The following is a 21,761-nucleotide window of genomic DNA, read 5'->3' on the forward strand; positions in this document are numbered from 1 at the left end:
GAATATAAACATGGCAGAGGGAAAGCAAAAGGGGAAGGAAAAAATCAAAAAGGCCAGCAAGCCACTGACCTTTATCGGTTTATCGCTCGATAATCTGCGAAACCTCGTCGCGATTGATCTGCATTTTATTACCCTGCTGGTCATGGTAGCTGACCAGACCGGTATCATCGTCGACTTCAGGTTTACCGTCGGTCAGGATCATCCGGCCATCTTTCGTCGCCATAACGTAATCGCTGCTACAGCCCGATACCGCAAACGCTAAACCCACTGCTGAAATCAACACTGCCCATTTTTTCATCGTTATCGTCCTCACCTGGCTCGTATCAAATCATAGTGTAGTATTAACCTGATATATCGAAAGGAGAAAGGGGGAAAATCTTAAATAGCAGACGATTATGTTTGATAGTTCGCAAAATGAGTAAAAAACTATGTTTTTAGTAAGAAATGACGAGCCAGAAGTGCACCGGTAAAATTCTTTTTGAGATAAAAGCCGCGCGGCAACGTCAGTATCGGTTCGCCCTGGGCACCGATAGCCTCAGTGAGGGCTTTGCTGTTGGCCGCTTTCGGGCGCAGCTGCAAAACTTCTCCGTGTCGGGCCGTGATGCGTTCTACCTGTCCGAGGACGATCATATCCATCAACTCTTCCCAGTCCAGCCGTAGCTGTCTCTCTTCGTCTTCATCCGGGCTCCAGAGCAGCGGTGCCCCTACGCGGCGTTCAGCCAGCGGGATCTGGCGCTCACCCTCAACCGGTACCCACAGCACGCGTTTCAGTTTATGGCGAACATGGCTGGTTTCCCACGTTACGCCGGTATTACCGGTTAACGGTGCCACGCAGACAAAAGTGGTTTCGAGGGGTTTTCCCAGACGGTCTATGGGGATCGTCTTCAGTTCGACGCCCAGGGCTGCAAAATCCTGCTCGGGTTTACTCCCCGCGCTAGCCCCCAGCCACAGTTCAAGCAGCATGCCGATCCAGCCCTTATCCCGCTTCAGATCCTTTGGGATCGGCAAGCCTGCCATCGCTGCCAGCTCACCAAGCGAAAAGCCCGCCAGGCGCTGCGCCTGCTCAAGCAACTGGGCTTCGCTTGTTGGCGGTGAAAGCATGGGTGAGAGCGCAAGCATGGTGGTAACCTTTTGATTAAAAAATAAACTAAGAAATTGTCCCCTGTGGATAGAGTTTAACTTTTTCTGTACGAATATGCCATGTATATGATTTATCTGTTATTTTATTGATCGTCTGGCGTTCTGTCTGAGCTGAAAAACAGGTTGTTCAATTCTGGTCACTGACAATAAACAGGATCTTACACCATGTTATCCACAGAAAAGTGGGATAACTGGGAATAACCCTGACTACTGTTTCAATTTACAGCCTTGACGTGCGACGAAAATCCAATTTTCACACAAATTGTGCCTAAGTTATTGGCACAATCTGTGGATAAAACCGACGCTGTTCGATCTTTCATCAGCATGATGATCATGGGTGTGACGATCGTCACGTTATTCCTTCCTGCAACGCCAAAAACAGAGCTAACTTAATGAAAAGATTATTTTTGTTTTCTGGCGGGGGAGTGGTGTGGCGCAAGGCGTTTCAGGTTGTTCATCGGTAATTCCATACTTCTTCACAACTATATCCACAGAAAAGGTGAATAAAATTGCCCTTGTTGCCGCATATCTGTTTATAACTCTGCGCATATTTGTGAGTTATTCAAATGTTATTAGGTTGCAGGCCTGTAAGAGAGTGGTTTACCGCCTCCCTGTAGTGTGAAACAATCATTCATATATAAGGTTTAGTTTGGGGTAGTCCGGTGATTGATGACGATGGCTACCGCCCGAACGTAGGAATAGTAATTTGTAATCGTCAGGGCCAGGTAATGTGGGCCCGGCGATATGGTCAGCACTCCTGGCAGTTCCCGCAAGGCGGGATCAACCCAGGGGAGTCCCCAGAACAAGCGATGTACCGGGAGCTGTTTGAAGAGGTTGGTTTAAGCCGAAAAGATGTTCGCATCCTGGCTTCGACCCGCAACTGGTTGCGTTACAAGTTACCGAAACGTTTGGTGCGTTGGGACACAAAGCCGGTTTGTATCGGCCAGAAACAGAAGTGGTTTCTGTTGCAGTTGGTGGGCAACGATTCAGATATCAATATGCAAACCAGCAGTACGCCGGAGTTTGATGGCTGGCGCTGGGTGAGTTACTGGTATCCTGTTCGTCAGGTCGTGTCATTTAAGCGCGATGTTTACCGAAGGGTGATGAAAGAGTTCGCAAGTGTTGTCATGCAGCTTCAGGAGATCCCGCCTAAGCCGCAGAGCGCACCTGCCTGGCGACGTAAAAGAGGTTAAGCTACGCAAATCATGCTCACCCGCTTGCGAGAAATAGTCGAGAAAGTGGCCAGTGCGCCTCGTCTGAACGAGGCGCTGAATATACTGGTCACTGACATCTGTCTTGCGATGGAGACCGAAGTCTGTTCGGTATATCTGGCCGACCATGACCGGCGCTGCTATTACCTGATGGCAACCCGTGGTTTAAAAAAACCACGCGGTCGTACCGTTACGCTCGCCTTTGATGAAGGTATCGTAGGCCTGGTGGGGCGACTGGCTGAGCCCATCAACCTTGCCGACGCGCAAAAACACCCCAGCTTTAAATACATTCCCTCCGTCAAAGAAGAGCGTTTCCGCGCCTTCCTGGGCGTACCGATCATCCAGCGTCGTCAACTGCTTGGCGTCCTGGTGGTGCAGCAGCGCGAACTGCGTCAGTATGACGAAAGCGAAGAGTCTTTCCTCGTGACGCTAGCCACGCAGATGGCTGCGATCCTCTCCCAGTCTCAGCTTGCCGCCCTGTTTGGTCAGTATCGCCATACACGTATTCGCGCGCTTCCGGCGTCGCCGGGTGTGGCGATCGCTGAAGGCTGGATGGACGCCACCCTGCCGCTGATGGAGCAGGTTTACGAAGCCTCAACCCTTGATGAAGCGCTTGAGCGCGAGCGCCTCACCGCAGCGCTGGAAGAGGCGGCTAACGAATTTCGGCGTTACAGCAAACGCTTTGCCGCCGGGGCGCAAAAAGAGACGGCGGCCATTTTTGACCTCTATTCGCACCTGCTCTCCGATGCGCGTCTGCGCCGTGAGCTTTTTGCCGAGGTTGATAAAGGCTTCGTTGCGGAATGGGCCGTTAAAAAGGTCATCGAAAAATTTGCTGAGCAATTTGCCGCACTGACAGACGGTTACCTGAAAGAGCGTGCGGGAGATTTACGTACACTCGGTCAGCGACTGCTGTTCCACCTTGATGACACGATCCAGGGGCCGAATGCCTGGCCAAAACGGTTTGTGCTGGTTGCCGATGAACTGTCCGCGACGACGCTGGCGGAGCTGCCGCAGGACAGGCTGGCAGGGGTGGTGGTGCGCGATGGCGCCGCCAACTCCCATGCGGCCATTATGGTACGTGCCCTGGGTATCCCCACCGTTATGGGGGCAGACATTCAGCCCTCGGTGCTGCACCGACGCACGCTGGTGGTGGATGGCTATCGCGGTGAGCTCCTGGTCGATCCTGAGCCGGTTCTGCTCCAGGAATACCAGCGTCTTATCAGTGAAGAGAACGAATTAAGCAAGCTGGCGGAAGATGACGTTAATCTGCCTGCGCAGCTCAAAAGCGGTGAGCGGATCAAAGTCATGCTCAACGCGGGTTTAAGCCCCGAGCATGAAGAGAAGCTCGGTAGCCGCATTGATGGCATCGGTTTATATCGCACCGAAATCCCGTTTATGCTGCAAAGCGGCTTCCCCTCTGAAGAGGAGCAGGTCGCGCAGTATCAGGGCATGTTGCAGATGTTTAACGATAAACCGGTCACACTGCGTACCCTGGATGTTGGGGCGGATAAACAGCTGCCGTATATGCCGATCAGTGAAGAAAACCCGTGCCTGGGCTGGCGCGGGATCCGCATTACGCTCGATCAGCCTGAGATCTTCCTGATCCAGGTGCGCGCCATGCTGCGCGCGAATGCGGCGACCGGGAACCTCAGCATTTTATTGCCTATGGTCACCAGCATCGATGAGATCGACGAAGCACGACGGTTGATCGAACGTGCAGGCCGCGAAGTTGAAGAGATGATCGGCTATGCGATCCCCAAACCGCGGATCGGGGTGATGCTCGAAGTACCTTCCATGGTCTTTATGCTGCCGCAGCTGGCAAACCGGGTCGATTTCATCTCTGTCGGGACCAACGATCTGACGCAGTATATTCTGGCCGTCGATCGTAACAACACGCGTGTCGCCAGTATCTATGACAGCCTGCATCCGGCCATCATTCGGGCGTTAGCGATGATTGCCCGCGAAGCGGAGCAGTACGGCATCGATTTACGTTTGTGTGGTGAAATGGCCGGAGATTCAATGTGCGTTGCGATCCTCATTGGCCTGGGGTACCGACATCTGTCGATGAACGGTCGCGCTGTCGCACGTGTGAAGTACCTGCTACGCCATATCGACATCGGAGATGCCCGTGAGCTGGCCGAGCGCAGTCTTGAAGCGCAGCTGGCAACAGAGGTTCGTCATCAGGTCGCCGCATTTATGGAACGACGTGGCATGGGCGGTCTGATCCGCGGTGGCCGCTGAAGCCTTTATCTCTCTCCCTGAGGAGAGGGAGCCGTTCGTGCGCACTTTTTCTGTGGGGATCCCTCAGCCCCGTGGGAGAGGGCAACAACCCGCACCATCCTCTATACACATCTTTTACATCTCTGACGCATCCTCTGCCTCTGCCTTATGCTATGATTCGCAACTTTGGAGCCTCTGCTGACTGCCGGGGCGCATCTCTGCCGCTGTCCACTTTCAGCGGAATAACAACATCTTGTGGTGACAGATGAACAGTGGTTATCTGCATTTTCCGGAATTTGATCCGGTCATTTTCTCAGTAGGACCTGTTTCGCTTCACTGGTACGGTCTGATGTACCTGGTGGGCTTCATTTTTGCGATGTGGCTTGCCGGCCGTCGCGCCAGTCGTCCTGGCAGCGGCTGGACCAAAAACGAAGTCGAAAACCTGCTTTATGCGGGCTTCCTTGGTGTGTTCCTGGGGGGCCGTATTGGTTATGTCCTGTTTTATAACCTCCCGGTGTTCCTCAATGATCCGCTCTATCTGTTCCGCGTCTGGGATGGCGGCATGTCCTTCCACGGCGGCCTGATTGGTGTGATCCTGGTGATGGTGATTTTTGCCAAACGCACCAAACGCAATTTCTTCCAGGTATCAGATTTTATCGCGCCACTGATCCCGTTTGGTCTGGGGGCTGGCCGTCTGGGCAACTTCATCAACGGCGAACTGTGGGGACGTGTCGACCCGAGCGTTTCCTTTACCATGCTGTTCCCGGGCTCGCGTGCGGAAGACATGGCGCTGCTGCCGTCGCATCCAGAGTGGCAATCCATTTTCGATACGTACGGCGTTCTGCCGCGCCATATGTCCCAACTCTATGAGCTGGCGCTGGAAGGCGTGGTGCTGTTTATCATCCTGAATTTGTTTATCCGCAAACCGCGCCCGATGGGGGCTGTCTCCGGCCTGTTCCTGATTGGCTACGGTGCGTTCCGTATCATCGTCGAGTTCTTCCGCCAGCCGGATGCACAGTTCACCGGCGAGTGGGTACAGTACATCAGCATGGGGCAGATCCTCTCCATTCCGATGATCGTAGCGGGTGCCATTATGATGATTTGGGCGTATCGTCGTCGTCCACAGCAACAACTTTCCTGAGGAACCATGAAACAGTATCTTGAATTGATGAAAAAAGTGCTCGACGAGGGCACGCCGAAAAATGACCGTACCGGTACCGGCACGCTCTCCATTTTTGGCCACCAGATGCGCTTCAACCTGCAAGAAGGTTTCCCCCTGGTGACGACAAAGCGCTGCCACCTGCGCTCGATCATTCATGAACTGCTCTGGTTCCTGCAAGGCGATACCAACGTTGCGTATCTGCACGAAAATAACGTCTCTATCTGGGACGAATGGGCAGATGAAAACGGCAACCTGGGTCCGGTTTACGGCAAGCAGTGGCGTGCATGGCCAACGCCTGATGGCCGCCATATTGACCAAATCACCACCGTGATGAACCAGCTAAAAAACGACCCGGACTCGCGCCGTATCATCGTTTCTGCCTGGAACGTGGGTGAGCTGGATAAAATGGCGCTGGCACCGTGCCATGCGTTCTTCCAGTTCTATGTGGCGGATGGCAAACTCTCCTGCCAGCTTTACCAGCGCTCTTGCGACGTCTTCCTCGGCCTGCCGTTTAACATCGCCAGCTATGCGCTGTTAGTGCATATGATGGCCCAGCAGTGCGATCTGGACGTCGGTGATTTTGTCTGGACCGGTGGGGATACTCACCTCTACAGCAACCACATGGAACAGACGCATCTGCAGTTGACCCGCGAGCCGCGTGCGCTGCCGAAGCTGATTATCAAACGCAAACCGGAATCGATCTTCGATTATCGCTTTGATGACTTCGAGATTGAGGGATACGACCCGCATCCTGGCATCAAAGCCCCTGTCGCTATCTGATACGGCAAATCGTTACACAACCGGCGCACTTACGCGCCGGTTTTTTTTCGTCTTCACTCTGTTTTCCGAGGCGTTGTCCAGCCAGCGTGCAACACGCTGCAACGAATGACATTCTCTGGATAACGCCTCGTAAAACCTCGAATTGTCGCTCGTCACGTTCACGGCGTTTCGCCACACTCCCGGCATGAAAAAAGAGAACGGCTTTACGCTTATCGAAACGCTGGTTGCCATCTCGCTAGTCATCATCCTGAGTGCCACAGGGCTATACGGCTGGGACAACTGGCAGCAGCGTCAGAGGTTGTGGCAGGCCGCCTGTCAGGTCCGCGATTACCTCGTGTTTCTGCGAAACGATGCCAATCGTTACAACCGTGACCACGTGATTATGCTTCAGCAGGATGGAAAAGGAGCCTGCCTGGCGAGCTCTGTCATACAGGGATGTGAGAATCACAATCCGCTTGTCCTCAGACCACTGTGGCCTGAGGTCGTGCTAAGCGAAGTTACGCCTTCATTAGGATTCTACGGATTAAGAGATACGGCGTGGGCTGGGCGGATACGGGTACAAAGTGGTGCAGGGGAGTGGTTGATCGTCGTGTCAAATGGAGGACGTATCAGGATCTGTAGTTTTGCAGGGGAAAATTCATGCCGATGAAGCAGCACGGTTTCTCACTCACGGAGGTGCTGATTGCGATGGCGATCAGCAGCATTTTGTTACTGAGCACGTCGCGTTTTTTACCGGGGCTGCAACGGGCTGTTTTGTTGCAATCCCGGGCGCTGGAACGTGAAGAAGAGATCTGGCAACGGCTGTTCGCCATTGGCAAGCAGTTACAGCGCGCGGGGTATTGCGCGGGAGACTGCCAGGGGCAGAGCCTGACCATCGGCAGGGAGGGAAGCTGCGTGATTGTCAGATGGGATGCCAACAGTAACGGCGTCTGGGATACCTCGGCTTCCGAAAATGAAAGTACGGGGTTTCGTCTGGAGTCTGGCGCGCTGGAAACCCTGCGTGGGGCTGCGACATGTGAAGGAAAAGGATGGGAGAAGCTGACAGACCCGGACAGGCTGGTGATCCACACCTTTGTGGTGCGTAAACATGAACATCCGGGGTTTGCGCCTGCGTTATATATAGATCTGACCGCTACGGATAACGATAAGCTGGCCGTCCCTTATCAGGCACACCATGCCGTTATGGGATTTAACTTGTGAACCGCGAGAGTGGGGTCGCATCGCTGGCGCTGGTTCTGCTGTTACTGGTGCTAGGCACGCTAATCCTCACCGGTCTCAACCAGCAGCTGACAACGTTTAGCATACTGGTGGGCGGTGAGAGCCATTCGATCCAGCAGCAGGCAGCGGTGCAGTCGGCGCTGGAGTGGGGGCGCGTTCAGCGCTGGTCGTTGCAGCCAGATGTGCAGTGCAAACAGAGACAAACGCAACGTGTATGTTTGCGTGTTCTGAATGAGACCCGGGTGTTACTTATCGCCGGGGAAGGCGAACAGTTGCTCTGGCGTGGCGGGGAGATTACCGACGGGCGCATACGTTTTTTACCTCATGGCTGGAGTGATTTTTGTCCTCTCAAGGAGAGCGCGTTATGCCAACTGCCATGAAGAAAGAAAAAGGGTTCAGCATGGTTGAAGTGCTGCTGTCGATAATGTTACTGGTGGTGATGGTGACAGCGTTGTCTGGCTATCACCGGGCGCTGGCCTCCCGGTTTAAACTGTTTAGTCAGTATCGCCAGCTCTGGCATATCGCCTGGACGCAGTCGCAGCGGGACGCCAGTGCGCTGCCCGCAGGCTGGCAGATAAACCGGGTGCAGACAACACAGTCCGGATGTGTCAGCATCACGGTTACACTTATTTCTCCTCTGGGGCGGCGCGGTGAGATGACGCGTTTGCATTGCCCGGTTAGCCAGTAGTCGGGAGCGTCTATGTTAAGGGTCTACCACTCAAATCGTCTGGATGTGCTGGAAGCGCTGATGGAATTTATCGTTGAGCGCGAGCGGCTTGACGATCCTTTTGAGCCTGAAATGGTGCTGGTGCAGAGCACCGGTATGGCACAGTGGCTGCAGATGTCACTTTCCCGTAAATTTGGCATCGCAGCGAATATCGATTTTCCGCTTCCCGCGAGCTTTATCTGGGAGATGTTTGTCCGCGTGTTGCCTGACATCCCCGAGCAGAGCGCGTTCAACAAACAAAGCATGAGCTGGAAGCTGATGGCGCTTTTGCCAGAAATGCTCACGCATGATGAGTTTGCCATGCTGCGCCACTATCTGAATGACGATACCGACAAACGCAAGCTGTTCCAGCTGGCATCGCGTACCGCGGATCTCTATGACCAGTATTTAGTGTATCGTCCGGAATGGCTGACTCGCTGGGAAGCGGGTGAGCAGGTGGAAGGCCTGCCGGAGGCACAGGTCTGGCAAGCACCGCTGTGGAAAGCGCTGGTGGAGCATACCGAAAAACTTGGTCAACCTAAGTGGCATCGTGCGAACCTCTACCAACGGTTCATCTCCATACTGGAAAACAGCGCTGAACGACCGGCCCGCTTGCCTTCCCGCGTGTTCATCTGTGGTATTTCAGCCCTGCCACCCGTCTACCTGGATGCGCTGAAGGCGCTCGGTAAACACACCGACATCCATATTCTCTTCACCAATCCATGCCGCCACTACTGGGGCGACATTCAGGATGACCGGTGGCTTTCACGGCTCGTGACGCGCCAGCGGCGACGCCTCTTTGAAGAGCGTACCGTACCGTTGTTTAAAGACAGCGCCTCTGCCGCGCAGCTTTTTGATGAACAGGGCATTCAGAACCTGCCAAACCCGCTGCTCGCCTCATGGGGCAAGCTGGGTCGCGACTACATTCATATGCTCTCTGATATCACCTCGTCAGGCGAAGGCGACGTGGATGCGTTTGTTGAAATCACGCCGGACAGCCTGCTGCACAATATCCAGTCAGATATTCTGGATCTGGAAAATCGTGCCGTAATGGGCGTGACGGCCGAAGAATTTGAACGCAGCGACACGAAGCGGAGACTGGATCCAGAAGATCGCAGTATCACGGTGCATGTTTGCCACAGTGCGCAGCGTGAAGTCGAAGTCCTGCACGATCAATTACTCGCCATGCTGCAGGACGATCCGGAACTGACACCGCGTGATATCGTGGTGATGGTGGCGGATATCGACAGCTACAGTCCCTTTATTCAGGCTGTTTTCGGCAGTGCGACGGGAGAGCGCTACCTGCCTTACGCTATCTCTGACCGCCGGGCTCGCCAGTCTCACCCGGCCTTGCAGGCATTTGTCACCCTGCTGTCACTGCCTGATAGTCGCTTCATTTCCGAAGATGTACTGGCATTGCTCGATGTCCCTGTGCTGGCCGCACGTTTCAACATTAACGAAGAGGGGCTGCGCTACCTCCGTCAGTGGGTGAACGAATCTGGCGTCCGTTGGGGGATAGATGATGACAACGTACAGGAGTTCGAGCTTCCCCCTACCGGACAGCACACCTGGCAGTTTGGTCTGACGCGTATGCTGCTGGGGTACGCCATGGAAAGCAGCCTGGGCGAATGGAATGAGGTCCTGCCGTACGATGAGTCCAGCGGGTTAATCGCAGAGCTGGTGGGTCATTTAGCCTCATTGCTGATGCAGCTTAACCGCTGGCGACGTGCGTTGATGAAGCCGCGTCCGCTGGAGGAATGGCTGCCGGTTTGCCGGGAAGTGCTCAATGATTTCTTCCTGCCGGACAGTGACACGGAAGCCGCGATGGCGCTGATCGAAACGCAGTGGCAGGCGATAGTCGATGAGGGGGTAAACTCCCACTATAACGAAGCGATCCCGCTGTCGCTTCTGCGTGATGAATTGACCCAGCGTCTCGATCAGGAGCGTATCAGCCAGCGCTTCCTTGCCGGCCCAATCAATATCTGCACCCTGATGCCCATGCGTTCCATCCCCTTCAAAGTGGTGTGTCTGCTTGGCATGAATGACGGTATTTATCCACGCGCCCTGCCGCCGCTGGGCTTTGATCTCATGAGCCCGGCACCGAAGCGGGGCGACCGTAGCCGTCGTGATGATGACCGCTACCTCTTCCTTGAGGCGCTGATTTCCGCGCAGAACAAGCTCTACATCAGCTATATCGGTCGGTCGATTCAGGACAACAGCGCGCGTTTCCCCTCCGTTCTGGTGCAGGAACTGGTGGACTATATCGGACAGAGCCACTACCTGCCGGGGGATGAAGAACGTAACTGCGATGAGAGCGACCTGCGGGTGAAAGCGCATATCACCTGTTGTCACAGCCGAATGCCGTTTGACCCGATGAACTACGTCGCCAGCGAATATCAGAGCTATGCCCAGGAGTGGCTGCCCGCGGCGAAGAAAGAGGGGAGAGCGCACAGCGATTTCATTCAGGAGCTCGACCCACGGCCCATTGAAACCCTGACCTTCGAACAACTGCAGCGGTTTTGGGCGCATCCGGTACGCGCCTTCTTCCAGCAGCGTTTGCAGGTTAACTTCCGCTCTGAAGAGAGCGAAATCCCTGATGCAGAACCGTTTACGCTGGACGGCCTGGAGCGCTATCAGTTAAACCTCCAGTTGCTGAATGCGCTGGTGGAGCAGGAAGACGCTGACAAACTGTTCCGCCGCTATCGCGCTGCGGGACAATTACCGTATGGTGCGTTCGGGGAGATCGTCTGGGAGGCGCAGTGTACAGAGATGAAGGCGCTTGCTGAGCGTGTTATCGAATGCCGACAGCCGGGCACGAGTCTTGAAATCGACCTCAACTGCAACGGTATCCAGTTAACGGGATGGCTGACCCAGGTTCAGCCGGACGGGCTGCTGCGCTGGCGGCCTTCCATGCTGAGCGTTTCGCAGGGTTTGCAACTCTGGCTCGAACATCTTGTCTACAGTGCTGGCGGTAATCAAGGTGAAAGCCGGATGTTTGTACGCAAGGAGGGCGAGTGGCGCTTCCCGCCGATGGACCCGGAGCAGGCGTTACATTACTTGTCCCTGTACATAGAAGGCTATCGTCAGGGTATGAACAAACCGCTGCTGTTACTGCCTGAAAGTGGCGGGGCGTGGATAAAAGCCTGTTATGACGCGCAGAATGATGCGATGTTAACGGATGACGCTTCACTGCAGAAAGCGCGGAGTAAATTTGTTCAGGCCTGGGAAGGTAACATGATGGTCCGTGGTGAAGGTGATGATGTCTGGTATCAACGTTTATGGCGAACGCTTGAGCCAGAATACTTTGAGACTATCACGGAAGAGGCACAACGTTACCTGTTACCGTTGTTCAAATTTAATCAGTCCTGACTGCTGTATAAAAATTGCGCAGCAAAGGGTGTTCATTTATGATGCACCTGCTATCACGGACTGATGTACCGAAAGAAAGAGATGCTGGCGTGTCCAGCACGCAGTTTGTTAATGATGTAGCCGTGATAAAGAGGTCGTTAATGCCAGGCAGCACCTTGTTCAAAGCGTTTGTTTTGTTTGTCGCCCTTTGGGCTCCCATCACTCAGGCAGGCTCCGGTTGGCAACCCGTTCAGGAAACTATCCGTAAGAGCGAAAAAGATACCCGTCAGTATCAGGCTGTACGCCTTGATAACGGGATGACCGTGCTGCTGGTTTCCGACCCGCAGGCGGTGAAATCCCTTTCAGCGTTAGTGGTGCCTGTGGGGTCGCTGGAAGATCCCGAAGCGCACCCGGGTCTTGCTCACTATCTGGAACATATGACGCTGATGGGTTCAAAAAAATATCCCCAGCCGGATAGCCTCTCCGAATTTCTGAAAATGCATGGCGGCAGCCACAACGCCAGTACGGCACCGTATCGGACGGCATTTTATCTTGAAGTTGAAAATGATGCGCTGGAAGGGGCGGTGGACCGCCTCGCTGATGCCATTGCCGCGCCGTTGCTGGATAAAAAATATGCTGACCGCGAACGCAACGCCGTTAACGCTGAATTGACTCTGGCCCGCACGCGTGACGGTATGCGCATGGCGCAAGTGAGCGCCGAAACCATCAACCCGGCGCACCCTGGCTCCCGTTTTTCCGGGGGGAATCTTGAGACGCTGAGTGACAAACCAAACAGCCCGGTGCTTGATGCGCTGCATGCGTTTCGCGATAAATATTACTCCGCTAACCTGATGAAAGCGGTTATCTACAGCAACAAACCGTTGCCAGAACTGGCTGCCATGGCGGCGCAGACCTTTGGACGGGTACCAAATAAAAACATCGACCTGCCGCAGATAAACGTACCGGTTGTTACCGACGCGCAGAAAGGGATCGTGATCCACTACGTGCCTGCACTGCCGCGCAAGGTGTTACGCGTTGAGTTCCGCATTGATAACAATACGGCACAGTTCCGCAGTAAAACGGATGAACTGGTCACCTATCTTATTGGTAACCGTAGTCCGGGTACGCTTTCTGACTGGCTGCAAAAGCAGGGGCTGGTGGAAGGGATCCGTGCCGATTCCGATCCTGTGGTGAACGGCAACAGCGGTGTGCTGGCCATCTCCGCCACCCTGACCGACAAAGGGCTGGCGCACCGTGATGAAGTGGTGGCGGCTATCTTCAGCTATCTCTCGTTGCTGCGTGATAAAGGCGTTGATAAACGCTACTTTGACGAACTGGCACACGTGCTGGACCTCGATTTCCGTTATCCGTCCATTACCCGCGACATGGACTACGTTGAGTGGCTGGCGGACACCATGATCCGCGTGCCGGTGGAACATACGCTGGACGCGGTCAACATTGCCGACCGGTACGACGCTGAGGCGATAAAAGCGCGCCTGGCGATGATGACCCCGCAGAATGCCCGTATCTGGTACATCAGCCCGAACGAGCCGCATAACAAAACGGCCTATTTTGTGGATGCCCCTTATCAGGTGGATAAAATCAGTGCGCAAACCTTCGCGGACTGGCAGAAAAAGGCCGGAGAGATTGCCCTGAAGCTGCCGGAATTGAATCCCTATATCCCGGATGATTTCTCCCTGATTAAAACCACGAAAGCGTATCCACATCCGCAGCTTATTGTTGATGAGCCGACGTTGCGCGTGGTGTACACCCCAAGCCACTATTTTGCCAGTGAGCCAAAAGCCGATGTCAGCGTTGTCCTTCGCAACCCGAAAGCGATGGATAGCGCCAAAAATCAGGTGATGTTTGCGCTCAATGACTATCTGGCCGGTATCGCGCTTGACCAGCTCAGCAACCAGGCCGCCGTGGGTGGGATCAGCTTCTCTACCAACGCCAATAACGGTCTGATGGTCAATGCAAACGGCTATACCCAGCGTCTGCCTCAGCTGTTCCAGGCGTTGCTGGAGGGCTATTTCAGCTACACGCCAACGGAAGAACAGTTTGAGCAGGCTAAGTCCTGGTATGCGCAGATGATGGATTCTGCTGAGAAAGGCAAAGCGTACGATCAGGCGATCATGCCGGCGCAAATGCTGTCGCAAATCCCCTATTTCCAGCGTGAAGATCGCCGGGCGCTGCTGCCATCCCTCTCTTTAAAAGAGGTGCTGGCTTATCGCGACGCGCTGAAAACGAACACGCGTCCGGAGTTTCTTATCGTCGGCAATATGAGTGAGGAGCAGGCCAAAACGCTGGCAGAGAACGTACGTCAGCAGCTCGGTTCAAAAGGCGACGAGTGGTGCCGCAACCAGGATGTGCTGGTTGAGAAAAAACAGAATGTGATTTTCGAAAAAGCAGGCAACAGCACGGATTCCGCGCTGGCCGCCGTGTTTGTGCCTACGGGCTATGATGAATTCACCAGTTCTGCGCAGAGTGCCGTTCTGGGACAAATTATTCAGCCGTGGTTCTACAATCAACTGCGCACAGAAGAGCAGCTTGGTTACGCGGTCTTTGCGTTCTCCATGAACGTCGGCCGTCAGTGGGGGCTGGGTTTCCTGCTGCAGAGCAGCGATAAACAACCCGCTTATCTCTGGCAGCGTTACCAGGCATTCTTCCCGCAAGCGGAAGCCAGACTGCGAGCCATGAAGCCGGAAGAGTTCGCCCAGATCCAGCAGGCCGTGATTGCGCAGGTGATGCAACCGCCGCAGACGCTGGGTGAAGAAGCATCCCAGCTGAGCAAAGATTTTGATCGCGGTAATCTGAAATTTGATTCGCGTGATAAAGTAGTGGCCGAGATAAAACAGCTGACGCCTCAGAAGGTTGCCGACTTCTTCCATCAGGCGGTGGTTAAACCGCAGGGAATGGCCATTCTGTCTCAGGTTTCTGGTAGCCAGAGCGGGAAAACGGACTACGTTAACCCGAAAGGCTGGAAAATCTGGAAGAGCGTCAGCGCCCTGCAGCAATCTATGCCCTGGAGTAAGAAAGAATGACCGATACCGCTGAGCCTCTTGATCCCTTACGTTTACCTCTACAGGGTGAACGATTGATTGAAGCCTCAGCGGGAACGGGAAAAACATTCACCATTGCCGCACTGTATCTGCGCCTGTTGCTGGGGCTGGGCGGTCATGCCGCTTTTCCACGTCCACTAAGCGTGGAGGAGCTGCTGGTGGTGACCTTCACCGAGGCCGCCACCGCAGAGCTGCGCGGCCGTATCCGTGCCAATATTCATGAACTGCGCATCGCCTGTTTGCGCGAAAGCACGGATAACCCGCTCTACGCGAGCCTGCTGGAAGAGATTGCTGATAAACAGCAGGCCGCACAGTGGCTGCTTCTGGCTGAACGGCAAATGGATGAGGCCTCCGTCTTCACCATTCACGGTTTTTGCCAGCGCATGCTGAGCCTGAATGCGTTTGAATCCGGCATGCTGTTTGAACAGCAGCTTATTGAAGATGAATCTGAGCTTCGCTATCAGGCCTGTGCAGATTTCTGGCGTCGCCACTGCTACCCCTTACAGCGAGATATCGCAGAAGCGGTACATGCGTTGTGGAAAGGGCCTGAGGAGCTTCTGCGTGCCATTGACCGCTACCTCCAGGGGGAAGCCCCGGTCATTAAATCCCCACCGCCTGCAGATGAAACGCTGGCCTCGCGCCATGAAAAAATTGTCGCGAAGATTGCCGCCCTGAAGCAAAAATGGCTCGAGTCTGTCAGCGAGATTGACGCCATTATCGAAAATTCCGGCATCGACAGGCGCAAGTTTAACCGTGGCAATCAGGGGAAATGGATCGACAGGATCACTGCCTGGGCGCAGGAGGAGACGCGCGGTTATCAGCTTCCGGACGCGCTGGAAAAATTTTCCCGGCGTTTTCTGGTTGAGCGCACCAAAGCCGATGGCATAGTTCCGGAGCACCCGCTGTTTGTTGAGATCGAAACCCTGCTGGCAGAGCCGTTAACCCTCAACGACCTGATGATCACCCGCGCCATGACGGAGATCCGTGAAGCGGTCTCGCGTGAGAAACGCCGCCGGGGAGAGTTGGGGTTTGACGATATGCTAAGTCGCCTGGACGCGGCGTTGTGCAGTGAAAACGGCGAGGCGCTTGCCGCCGCCATCCGCACGCGCTTTCCGGTGGCGATGATTGACGAATTTCAGGATACCGATCCCCAGCAGTACCGCATTTTCCGCCGTATCTGGCGACAGCAGCCCGACACCGCGCTGTTGCTGATTGGCGATCCAAAGCAGGCCATTTATGCCTTCCGTGGGGCGGATATTTTCACCTACATGAAAGCCCGTAGCGAGGTGGCGGCGCACTACACCCTGGACACCAACTGGCGTTCCTCACCGGGGATGGTGGAGAGCGTCAACGCGCTTTTCAGCCGCATGGAGTCGGCGTTTATGTTCCGGGAAATTCCCTTTCAACCGGTAAAATTCGCTGCCAGAAATGCCGCGTTACGCTTTGAATTCAACGGCGTGACCCAACCCGCGATGAATTTCTGGCTGCTGGACGGTGAGGGGTGTGGCGTTGCGGACTATCAACATGCCATGGCTCAGTACTGTGCCGCGCAGATCCGGGACTGGCTCAGCGCAGGCACGCGCGGTGAGGCGTTGCTGTGGAAGGGGGATAAATCCACCCCGGTAAAGGCATCCGATATTACGGTGCTGGTGCGCAGTCGTCAGGAGGCGGCGCTGATCCGTGATGCCCTGACGTCACTGAATATCCCGTCTGTGTATCTCTCTAACCGCGATAGTGTCTTTGAAACGCTGGAAGCGCAGGAGATGATGTGGTTGCTGCAGGCCGTGCTGGCGCCGGAGCGGGAAAGCACCCTTCGCAGCGCGCTGGCAAGCAGCATGCTGGGACTGAACGCGCGCGATATTGATGCGCTAAATAACGACGAAGCCGCCTGGGATGCGGTGGTCGAAGAGTTTGTGCATTACCGCGAGCGCTGGCAAAAACGCGGCGTGATGGCGATGCTGCGTGAACTGATGAGGCAGCGTCACATTGCTGAGAATATGCTCGCCACGGCAGGCGGTGAGCGCCGTCTGACCGATATTTTGCATATCAGCGAACTGTTGCAGGAGGCGGGCACGCAGCTGGAAAGTGAGCATGCCCTGGTGCGCTGGCTCGCGCAGCAAATTGCCGATCCGAACAGTAACTCGTCGAGCCAGCAGATGCGTCTCGAGAGTGATAAACACCTGGTGCAAATCGTCACCATTCACAAGTCGAAAGGCCTGGAGTATCCGCTGGTCTGGCTGCCGTTTATCGCCAATTACCGGGTGCAGGATCAGGCCTTTTACCACGATCGTGAGTCCTTCGAAGCGGTGCTCGATCTCAGTAAAGCAGAGTCCAGCGTTGAACTGGCCGAGGCCGAGCGCCTGGCCGAAGATTTACGCTTGCTCTATGTGGCACTGACCCGCTCGGTCTGGCACTGTAGTCTGGGTGTCGCGCCGCTATTCCGCCGCCGTGGCGAAAAGACAGGTGAGACCGATTTTCATCTGAGCGCGCTGGGCAGGCTGATTCAGCTCGGCGAACCCAAAGATGCAGCAGGGTTGCGTCTGTGTATCGACTCACTCTGCGGGGAACATATTGCCCTGCATATTCCGTCGCAACCCGATAACAGCCGCTGGCAACTGCCAGAGCAGCAGGCGTCTGAGCTGCATGCCCGGCAGATTACGCGAACCGTTGCAGACGACTGGCGTGTGACCAGCTACTCCGGTTTACAGCAGCACGGGCAGAGCATTGCGCAGGATCTGATGCCTAAGCTTGACGTGGATGCCGCAGGAACCGGAAGTGTGCCGGATGAACCGGTGCTGACTCCTCATCAATTTCCGCGCGGCGCGTCACCGGGCACATTTTTACACAGCCTGTTTGAAGAGCTGGATTTCACCCAACCTGTCTCTGAGGAGTGGGTACTGAAAATGTTGCAAAGTGGGGGCTACGACGCACAATGGCAGCCGGTGCTCACCGAATGGATCAGTGCAATCCTTCACGCCCCGCTGACGGCACAGGGTATATCGCTCAGCCAGTTGACGGCTAAAGATAAGCAGGTGGAGATGGAGTTTTATCTTCCCATCGCCAGCCCGCTAAAGGCCGAGGCGCTGGATGCGCTGATCCGCGAGTATGACCCGTTATCCGCCGGTTGCCCGCCACTTAACTTCCGTCAGGTTCAGGGGATGCTGAAGGGCTTTATCGACCTGGTGTTCCGCCATGAAGGGCGTTACTACCTGTTGGATTACAAATCGAACTGGTTGGGTGAAAACAGCGAAGCCTACACTCAACAGGCGATGGCCTCTGCCATGCAGATGCATCGTTACGATCTGCAATACCAGTTATATACCCTGGCGCTGCATCGTTATCTGCGTCATCGCATTGCAAATTACCGCTACGAAGACCATTTTGGCGGGGTGATTTACCTCTTCCTGCGCGGGGTGGATGCCGCCGATCCGCGCTCGGGGATCTTCTGTACGCGCCCGGACGAGGCACTGATTGAAAAAATGGACAGCTTGTTTGCCGCAGGCACGGAGGAGGTGGCATGACGATGCAGGAATTACTGCTGGAAGCCGTAGAACAACGACTGCTGCGCCATCTTGATGTGCAGTTCGCCATGATGGTGGCTGGCGAGCAGCCGGCCGTGATGCTCGCTGCCGCTATCCTGAGCAAAGATGCGGGGGAAGGGCATGTCTGTCTGCCGCTTTCGCGTCTGGCGATTGATGAAAAAATGCCTGTGGCCCTTCAGTCCTGTTTTGCCCTGCTGGGCGAATCCGTGGACTGGCAGACCGTTTTGCTGAGCTCTCCAGCTGTCAGCAGAGCCGATACCCAGACGCCCATGATCCTTATCGGCGAGCGGTTGTACCTTAACCGGCTGTGGCGTAATGAACTGACGGTAGCGCGCTTTTTCAGCGAGACAAACGCGCCGCTTCCCTGTGAAGAAGCGCAGCTCCGGCAAACGCTGGATGCCCTGTTTACCTCAGATGAGGCGACAGACTGGCAGAAAGTGGCGGCGGCCGTCGCCTTAACGCGGCGGATCTCGGTGATCTCGGGCGGACCGGGCACGGGTAAAACCACCACCGTGGCCAAACTGCTTGCCGCACTGATTCAGCTGTCGGGTGAGCAAAAATGCCGTATTCGCCTGGCAGCACCCACCGGCAAAGCGGCGGCCAGGCTGACGGAGTCGTTAGGTGGCGCGCTGCAAAAACTGCCGCTCACCCGGGAACAGCTTGCGCTTTTCCCCAATGAAGCCAGCACCCTGCACCGGCTACTGGGTGCCCAGCCGGGCAGCCAGCGCCTGCGTTACCATGCCGGAAACCCGCTGCATCTCGATGTGCTGGTCGTGGATGAAGCGTCGATGATCGACCTGACGATGATGTCGCGGCTGATTGACGCCTTACCTCCCCACGCGCGCGTGATTTTCCTTGGCGATCGTGACCAGCTTGCCTCGGTGGAAGCCGGTGCCGTGCTGGGCGATATCTGCACCTATGCGAGTCTTGGGTATACCGCGGAACGTGCTGAAGAGTTAGCCCGCCTCACCGGCTGTTCGCTCGCAGCTGAAAGCCACTCTCTCGCGGCAGCGCTGCGCGACAGCCTCTGTCTGCTGCAAAAAAGCTACCGTTTCGGGAGTGATTCCGGCATTGGCCAACTGGCGGCGGCCGTGAACAGAGGGGATCGGCATGCGACCAGTGCTGTTTTTGACGGCAGCTTCAATGATATTGAGAAGAAATCGCTGCAAACCGGGGAAGAGTATCAGGCGATGCTGGATGATGCCCTGCTGGGCTATCAGCACTTCCTGACGAGCGTGCAGCAGCAACATACGCCTGCGCAGGTCATTGCCGCGTTTGGCGAATATCAGTTGCTGTGTGCGCTGAGGGAAGGGCCTTTTGGCGTCAGCGGCCTTAACGACAGGCTTGAGCAATTGCTTGCGCAAAAGCGCAAAATCACCCGCACGCCGCATTCACGCTGGTATGAAGGTCGGCCAGTCATGATCTCCCGCAACGATAGCGCGCTGGGGTTGTTCAACGGGGATATTGGCATTGCGCTTGATCGTGGACAGGGGCTTCGCGTCTGGTTCCTGATGCCGGATGGTAGCGTGAAGTCCGTACAGCCCAGCCGCTTGCCTGAACATGAAACAGCATGGGCGATGACGGTACACAAATCTCAGGGATCCGAGTTCAACCATGCGGCGCTGATCCTGCCCACCCAGCTTTCACCCGTCATTACCCGCGAGCTGATCTACACCGCCATCACCCGTGCGCGTCAGCGCTTGTCGCTCTATACCGATGAGCGTGTGCTGGTGCAGGCGATTGCCACCCGTACGGAACGGCGAAGCGGCCTGAGCGCGATATTTGAGTCCCTCTGAAGGACGTCAGAAATGTAAGCCGGGTGAGCGCAGCGCCACCCGGCGAAGGTTGAATTATCCCAGGTCGGCCATCAGCACCTTCGAGCGGCGTTGATAGTTGTACATCTCTTTTTTACTTTCAGGCAGCAAATCAATATCTACAGGCGTAAAACCGCGCTCCTGGAACCAGTGAATGCTGCGCGTGGTCAGGACGAACAGCTTGCTCAGGCCCATCTGGCGCGCCTGGGCCGCCACGCGCTCAAGCAGCATCTCGCCGCGTGAAGAGCTGCGGTAGTCTGGATGGACGGCGACGCAGGCCATTTCGCCGATCTTCTCTTCCGGGAACGGATAGAGCGCGGCGCAGGCGATTGTCAGGTTATCGCGCTGGATAATCGTGAATTTGTCGATCTCCATTTCCAGCTGTTCGCGGGAACGGCGCACCAGGATCCCTTGCTGCTCCAGCGGGCGAATTAACTCCAGAATGCCGCCAATATCGTTAATGGTGGCGCGGCGGATTTGCTCCGCACTCTCCATTACGATCTGGGTGCCGATACCGTCGCGGGAGAATAGCTCCTGCAGCAGGGCACCGTCTTCCTGATAGCTGATCAGGTGGCTACGACGCACGCCGCTGCGGCAGGCTTTCACCGCACCGCGCAGAAAACGGACGGTACCAGAATGATAATCCCCTTCGGCTTCCAGCGCTTCGACGCGGGCCTGAGCCTCATTAGGGAAGAGTTCTGGCACAATCACGCCCTCATCGTTGACCACGCCCTGGGAAGAGCAAAACCCAATCATTTTTTCTGCTTTCAGTTTGATCGCCAGCTGGGTGGCAATCTCTTCAGACGTGAGGTTAAAGCTCTCGCCGGTGACGGAAACGGCCACCGGCCCCATCAGTACGATGGCACCGCTATCCAGTTGACGGTGAATGGCTTCCTCATCAATACGACGAATACGTCCGCTGTGGCAATAGTCCACACCGTCGTCCACGCCCAGAGGCTGAGCAATGATGAAGTTACCGCTGACGACGTTGATATGCGCCCCCTGCAGCGGCGTGTTGTTCAGGCTCATGGACAGGCGCGCGGTGATATCCAGCTGCAGCAGACCCGCGGCCTGTTTCACCAGCTCCAGGGTTTTGGCATCCGTAACGCGGGTATGCTTGTGATAAATCGGCTCGTGATGGTGCGCGGCCAGGTTCGCATCGATTTGTGGACGCGCGCCATACACCACCACCAGGCGGATACCGAGGCTGTGCAGCAGGCCGATGTCATTGACGATGCTGGAAAAGTTTTCATGCTCAATGGCTTCGCCGCCAAGCATGATGACAAACGTTTTTCCCCGATGGGCGTTGATATAGGGAACAGAATGGCGGAATCCCTGGACCAGTTCGGTTCTACGTTCCTTCACCATGGCACAACCCTTAATGAATGTTTATTCGTAATTTCTGTATTTTTATTCGATTGTGGTCGCATGTGCAAGCCTAAATTTTCTGCGACCCACAGAAATTAATAAGTAATCCGTGCGTTAACGTATGATTGTTTACCCTTTTATAGATGACAGTTTATGCGTCATTCGTTAAAGTTTTCGGTCAATTTTGATG

15 protein-coding genes and 1 pseudogene are annotated in these 21,761 nt (G+C 55.4%); 12 read left to right on the top strand and 4 right to left on the bottom strand.

From position 1 onward, the window contains the following. Positions 1 to 79 precede the first annotated feature (79 nt). From EKN38_RS06925 to EKN38_RS25965, 3 genes and pseudogenes are all read right to left on the bottom strand, one after another. Positions 80 to 298 (bottom strand): YgdI/YgdR family lipoprotein, encoded by a 219-nt coding sequence (locus EKN38_RS06925; RefSeq protein ID WP_013098555.1) that lies wholly within the window; start codon positions 296 to 298, stop codon positions 80 to 82. A 128-nt stretch (positions 299 to 426) separates the two neighbouring features. Next, positions 427 to 1,119: a DNA mismatch repair endonuclease MutH gene (gene mutH / locus EKN38_RS06930; protein WP_014833124.1), complete on the bottom strand. Its 693-nt coding sequence runs from the start codon at positions 1,117 to 1,119 to the stop codon at positions 427 to 429. Positions 1,120 to 1,273: 154 nt separating this feature from the next. Beyond that, positions 1,274 to 1,360 (bottom strand): annotated as a pseudogene (locus EKN38_RS25965) (hypothetical protein); the annotation flags it as partial. A gap of 442 nt (positions 1,361 to 1,802) precedes the next feature. Between EKN38_RS25965 and rppH the strand changes: the two are divergent. From rppH to recD, 12 genes are all read left to right on the top strand, one after another. Then, entirely contained in the window at positions 1,803 to 2,333 is a 531-nt protein-coding gene (gene rppH / locus EKN38_RS06945) for an RNA pyrophosphohydrolase (RefSeq protein WP_013098553.1), read from the top strand. 12 nt (positions 2,334 to 2,345) lie between these two features. After that, a complete protein-coding gene (gene ptsP, locus EKN38_RS06950; protein ID WP_046889788.1) occupies positions 2,346 to 4,592 on the top strand; it encodes a phosphoenolpyruvate--protein phosphotransferase in 2,247 nt (748 codons plus the stop codon). A 244-nt stretch (positions 4,593 to 4,836) separates the two neighbouring features. Next, positions 4,837 to 5,712 carry a prolipoprotein diacylglyceryl transferase gene (gene lgt, locus EKN38_RS06955; RefSeq protein WP_014833123.1) on the top strand — a complete coding sequence of 292 codons (876 nt, stop codon included), beginning with the start codon at positions 4,837 to 4,839 and terminating at the stop codon, positions 5,710 to 5,712. Between the two features lie 6 nt (positions 5,713 to 5,718). Then, the gene (gene thyA / locus EKN38_RS06960; RefSeq protein WP_014171447.1) at positions 5,719 to 6,513 is read left to right on the top strand and encodes a thymidylate synthase; all 795 of its coding nucleotides are present in this window, start codon (positions 5,719 to 5,721) and stop codon (positions 6,511 to 6,513) included. Between the two features lie 184 nt (positions 6,514 to 6,697). Then, positions 6,698 to 7,162, top strand: a complete 465-nt coding sequence (locus EKN38_RS06965) for a prepilin peptidase-dependent protein (RefSeq protein WP_014833122.1) — start codon at positions 6,698 to 6,700, stop codon at positions 7,160 to 7,162. Further along, positions 7,153 to 7,713: a prepilin peptidase-dependent protein gene (locus EKN38_RS06970; protein ID WP_014833121.1), complete on the top strand. Its 561-nt coding sequence runs from the start codon at positions 7,153 to 7,155 to the stop codon at positions 7,711 to 7,713. Before EKN38_RS06965 ends, EKN38_RS06970 begins: the two co-directional genes overlap by 10 nt. Further along, positions 7,710 to 8,111: a DUF2509 family protein gene (locus tag EKN38_RS06975; protein WP_014833120.1), complete on the top strand. Its 402-nt coding sequence runs from the start codon at positions 7,710 to 7,712 to the stop codon at positions 8,109 to 8,111. The genes EKN38_RS06970 and EKN38_RS06975 overlap by 4 nt, the downstream gene beginning before the upstream one ends. Beyond that, positions 8,096 to 8,419 carry a prepilin-type N-terminal cleavage/methylation domain-containing protein gene (locus tag EKN38_RS06980; RefSeq protein WP_014833119.1) on the top strand — a complete coding sequence of 108 codons (324 nt, stop codon included), beginning with the start codon at positions 8,096 to 8,098 and terminating at the stop codon, positions 8,417 to 8,419. Before EKN38_RS06975 ends, EKN38_RS06980 begins: the two co-directional genes overlap by 16 nt. A 12-nt stretch (positions 8,420 to 8,431) precedes the next feature. Further along, on the top strand, positions 8,432 to 11,806 hold the full coding sequence (gene recC / locus EKN38_RS06985) for an exodeoxyribonuclease V subunit gamma (protein ID WP_014833118.1): 3,375 nt from the start codon (positions 8,432 to 8,434) through the stop codon (positions 11,804 to 11,806). A gap of 140 nt (positions 11,807 to 11,946) precedes the next feature. Continuing rightward, the gene (ptrA, locus tag EKN38_RS06990) at positions 11,947 to 14,829 is read left to right on the top strand and encodes a pitrilysin (RefSeq protein WP_014833117.1); all 2,883 of its coding nucleotides are present in this window, start codon (positions 11,947 to 11,949) and stop codon (positions 14,827 to 14,829) included. Further along, complete coding sequence (gene recB / locus EKN38_RS06995; protein ID WP_014833116.1) at positions 14,826 to 18,368, top strand: exodeoxyribonuclease V subunit beta; 3,543 nt, start codon at positions 14,826 to 14,828, stop codon at positions 18,366 to 18,368. Before ptrA ends, recB begins: the two co-directional genes overlap by 4 nt. After that, positions 18,365 to 20,185 (top strand): exodeoxyribonuclease V subunit alpha, encoded by a 1,821-nt coding sequence (recD, locus tag EKN38_RS07000; RefSeq protein ID WP_014833115.1) that lies wholly within the window; start codon positions 18,365 to 18,367, stop codon positions 20,183 to 20,185. The genes recB and recD overlap by 4 nt, the downstream gene beginning before the upstream one ends. A gap of 54 nt (positions 20,186 to 20,239) precedes the next feature. Here recD and argA read toward each other — a convergent pair whose 3' ends face one another. Continuing rightward, positions 20,240 to 21,571, bottom strand: coding sequence for an amino-acid N-acetyltransferase (gene argA, locus EKN38_RS07005; RefSeq protein ID WP_014833114.1), 1,332 nt, complete (start codon positions 21,569 to 21,571; stop codon positions 20,240 to 20,242). Between the last annotated feature and the right edge of the window lie 190 nt (positions 21,572 to 21,761).

The organism is Enterobacter sp. WCHEn045836, assembly GCF_003965585.1.
Lineage (GTDB): Bacteria > Pseudomonadota > Gammaproteobacteria > Enterobacterales > Enterobacteriaceae > Enterobacter > Enterobacter dissolvens.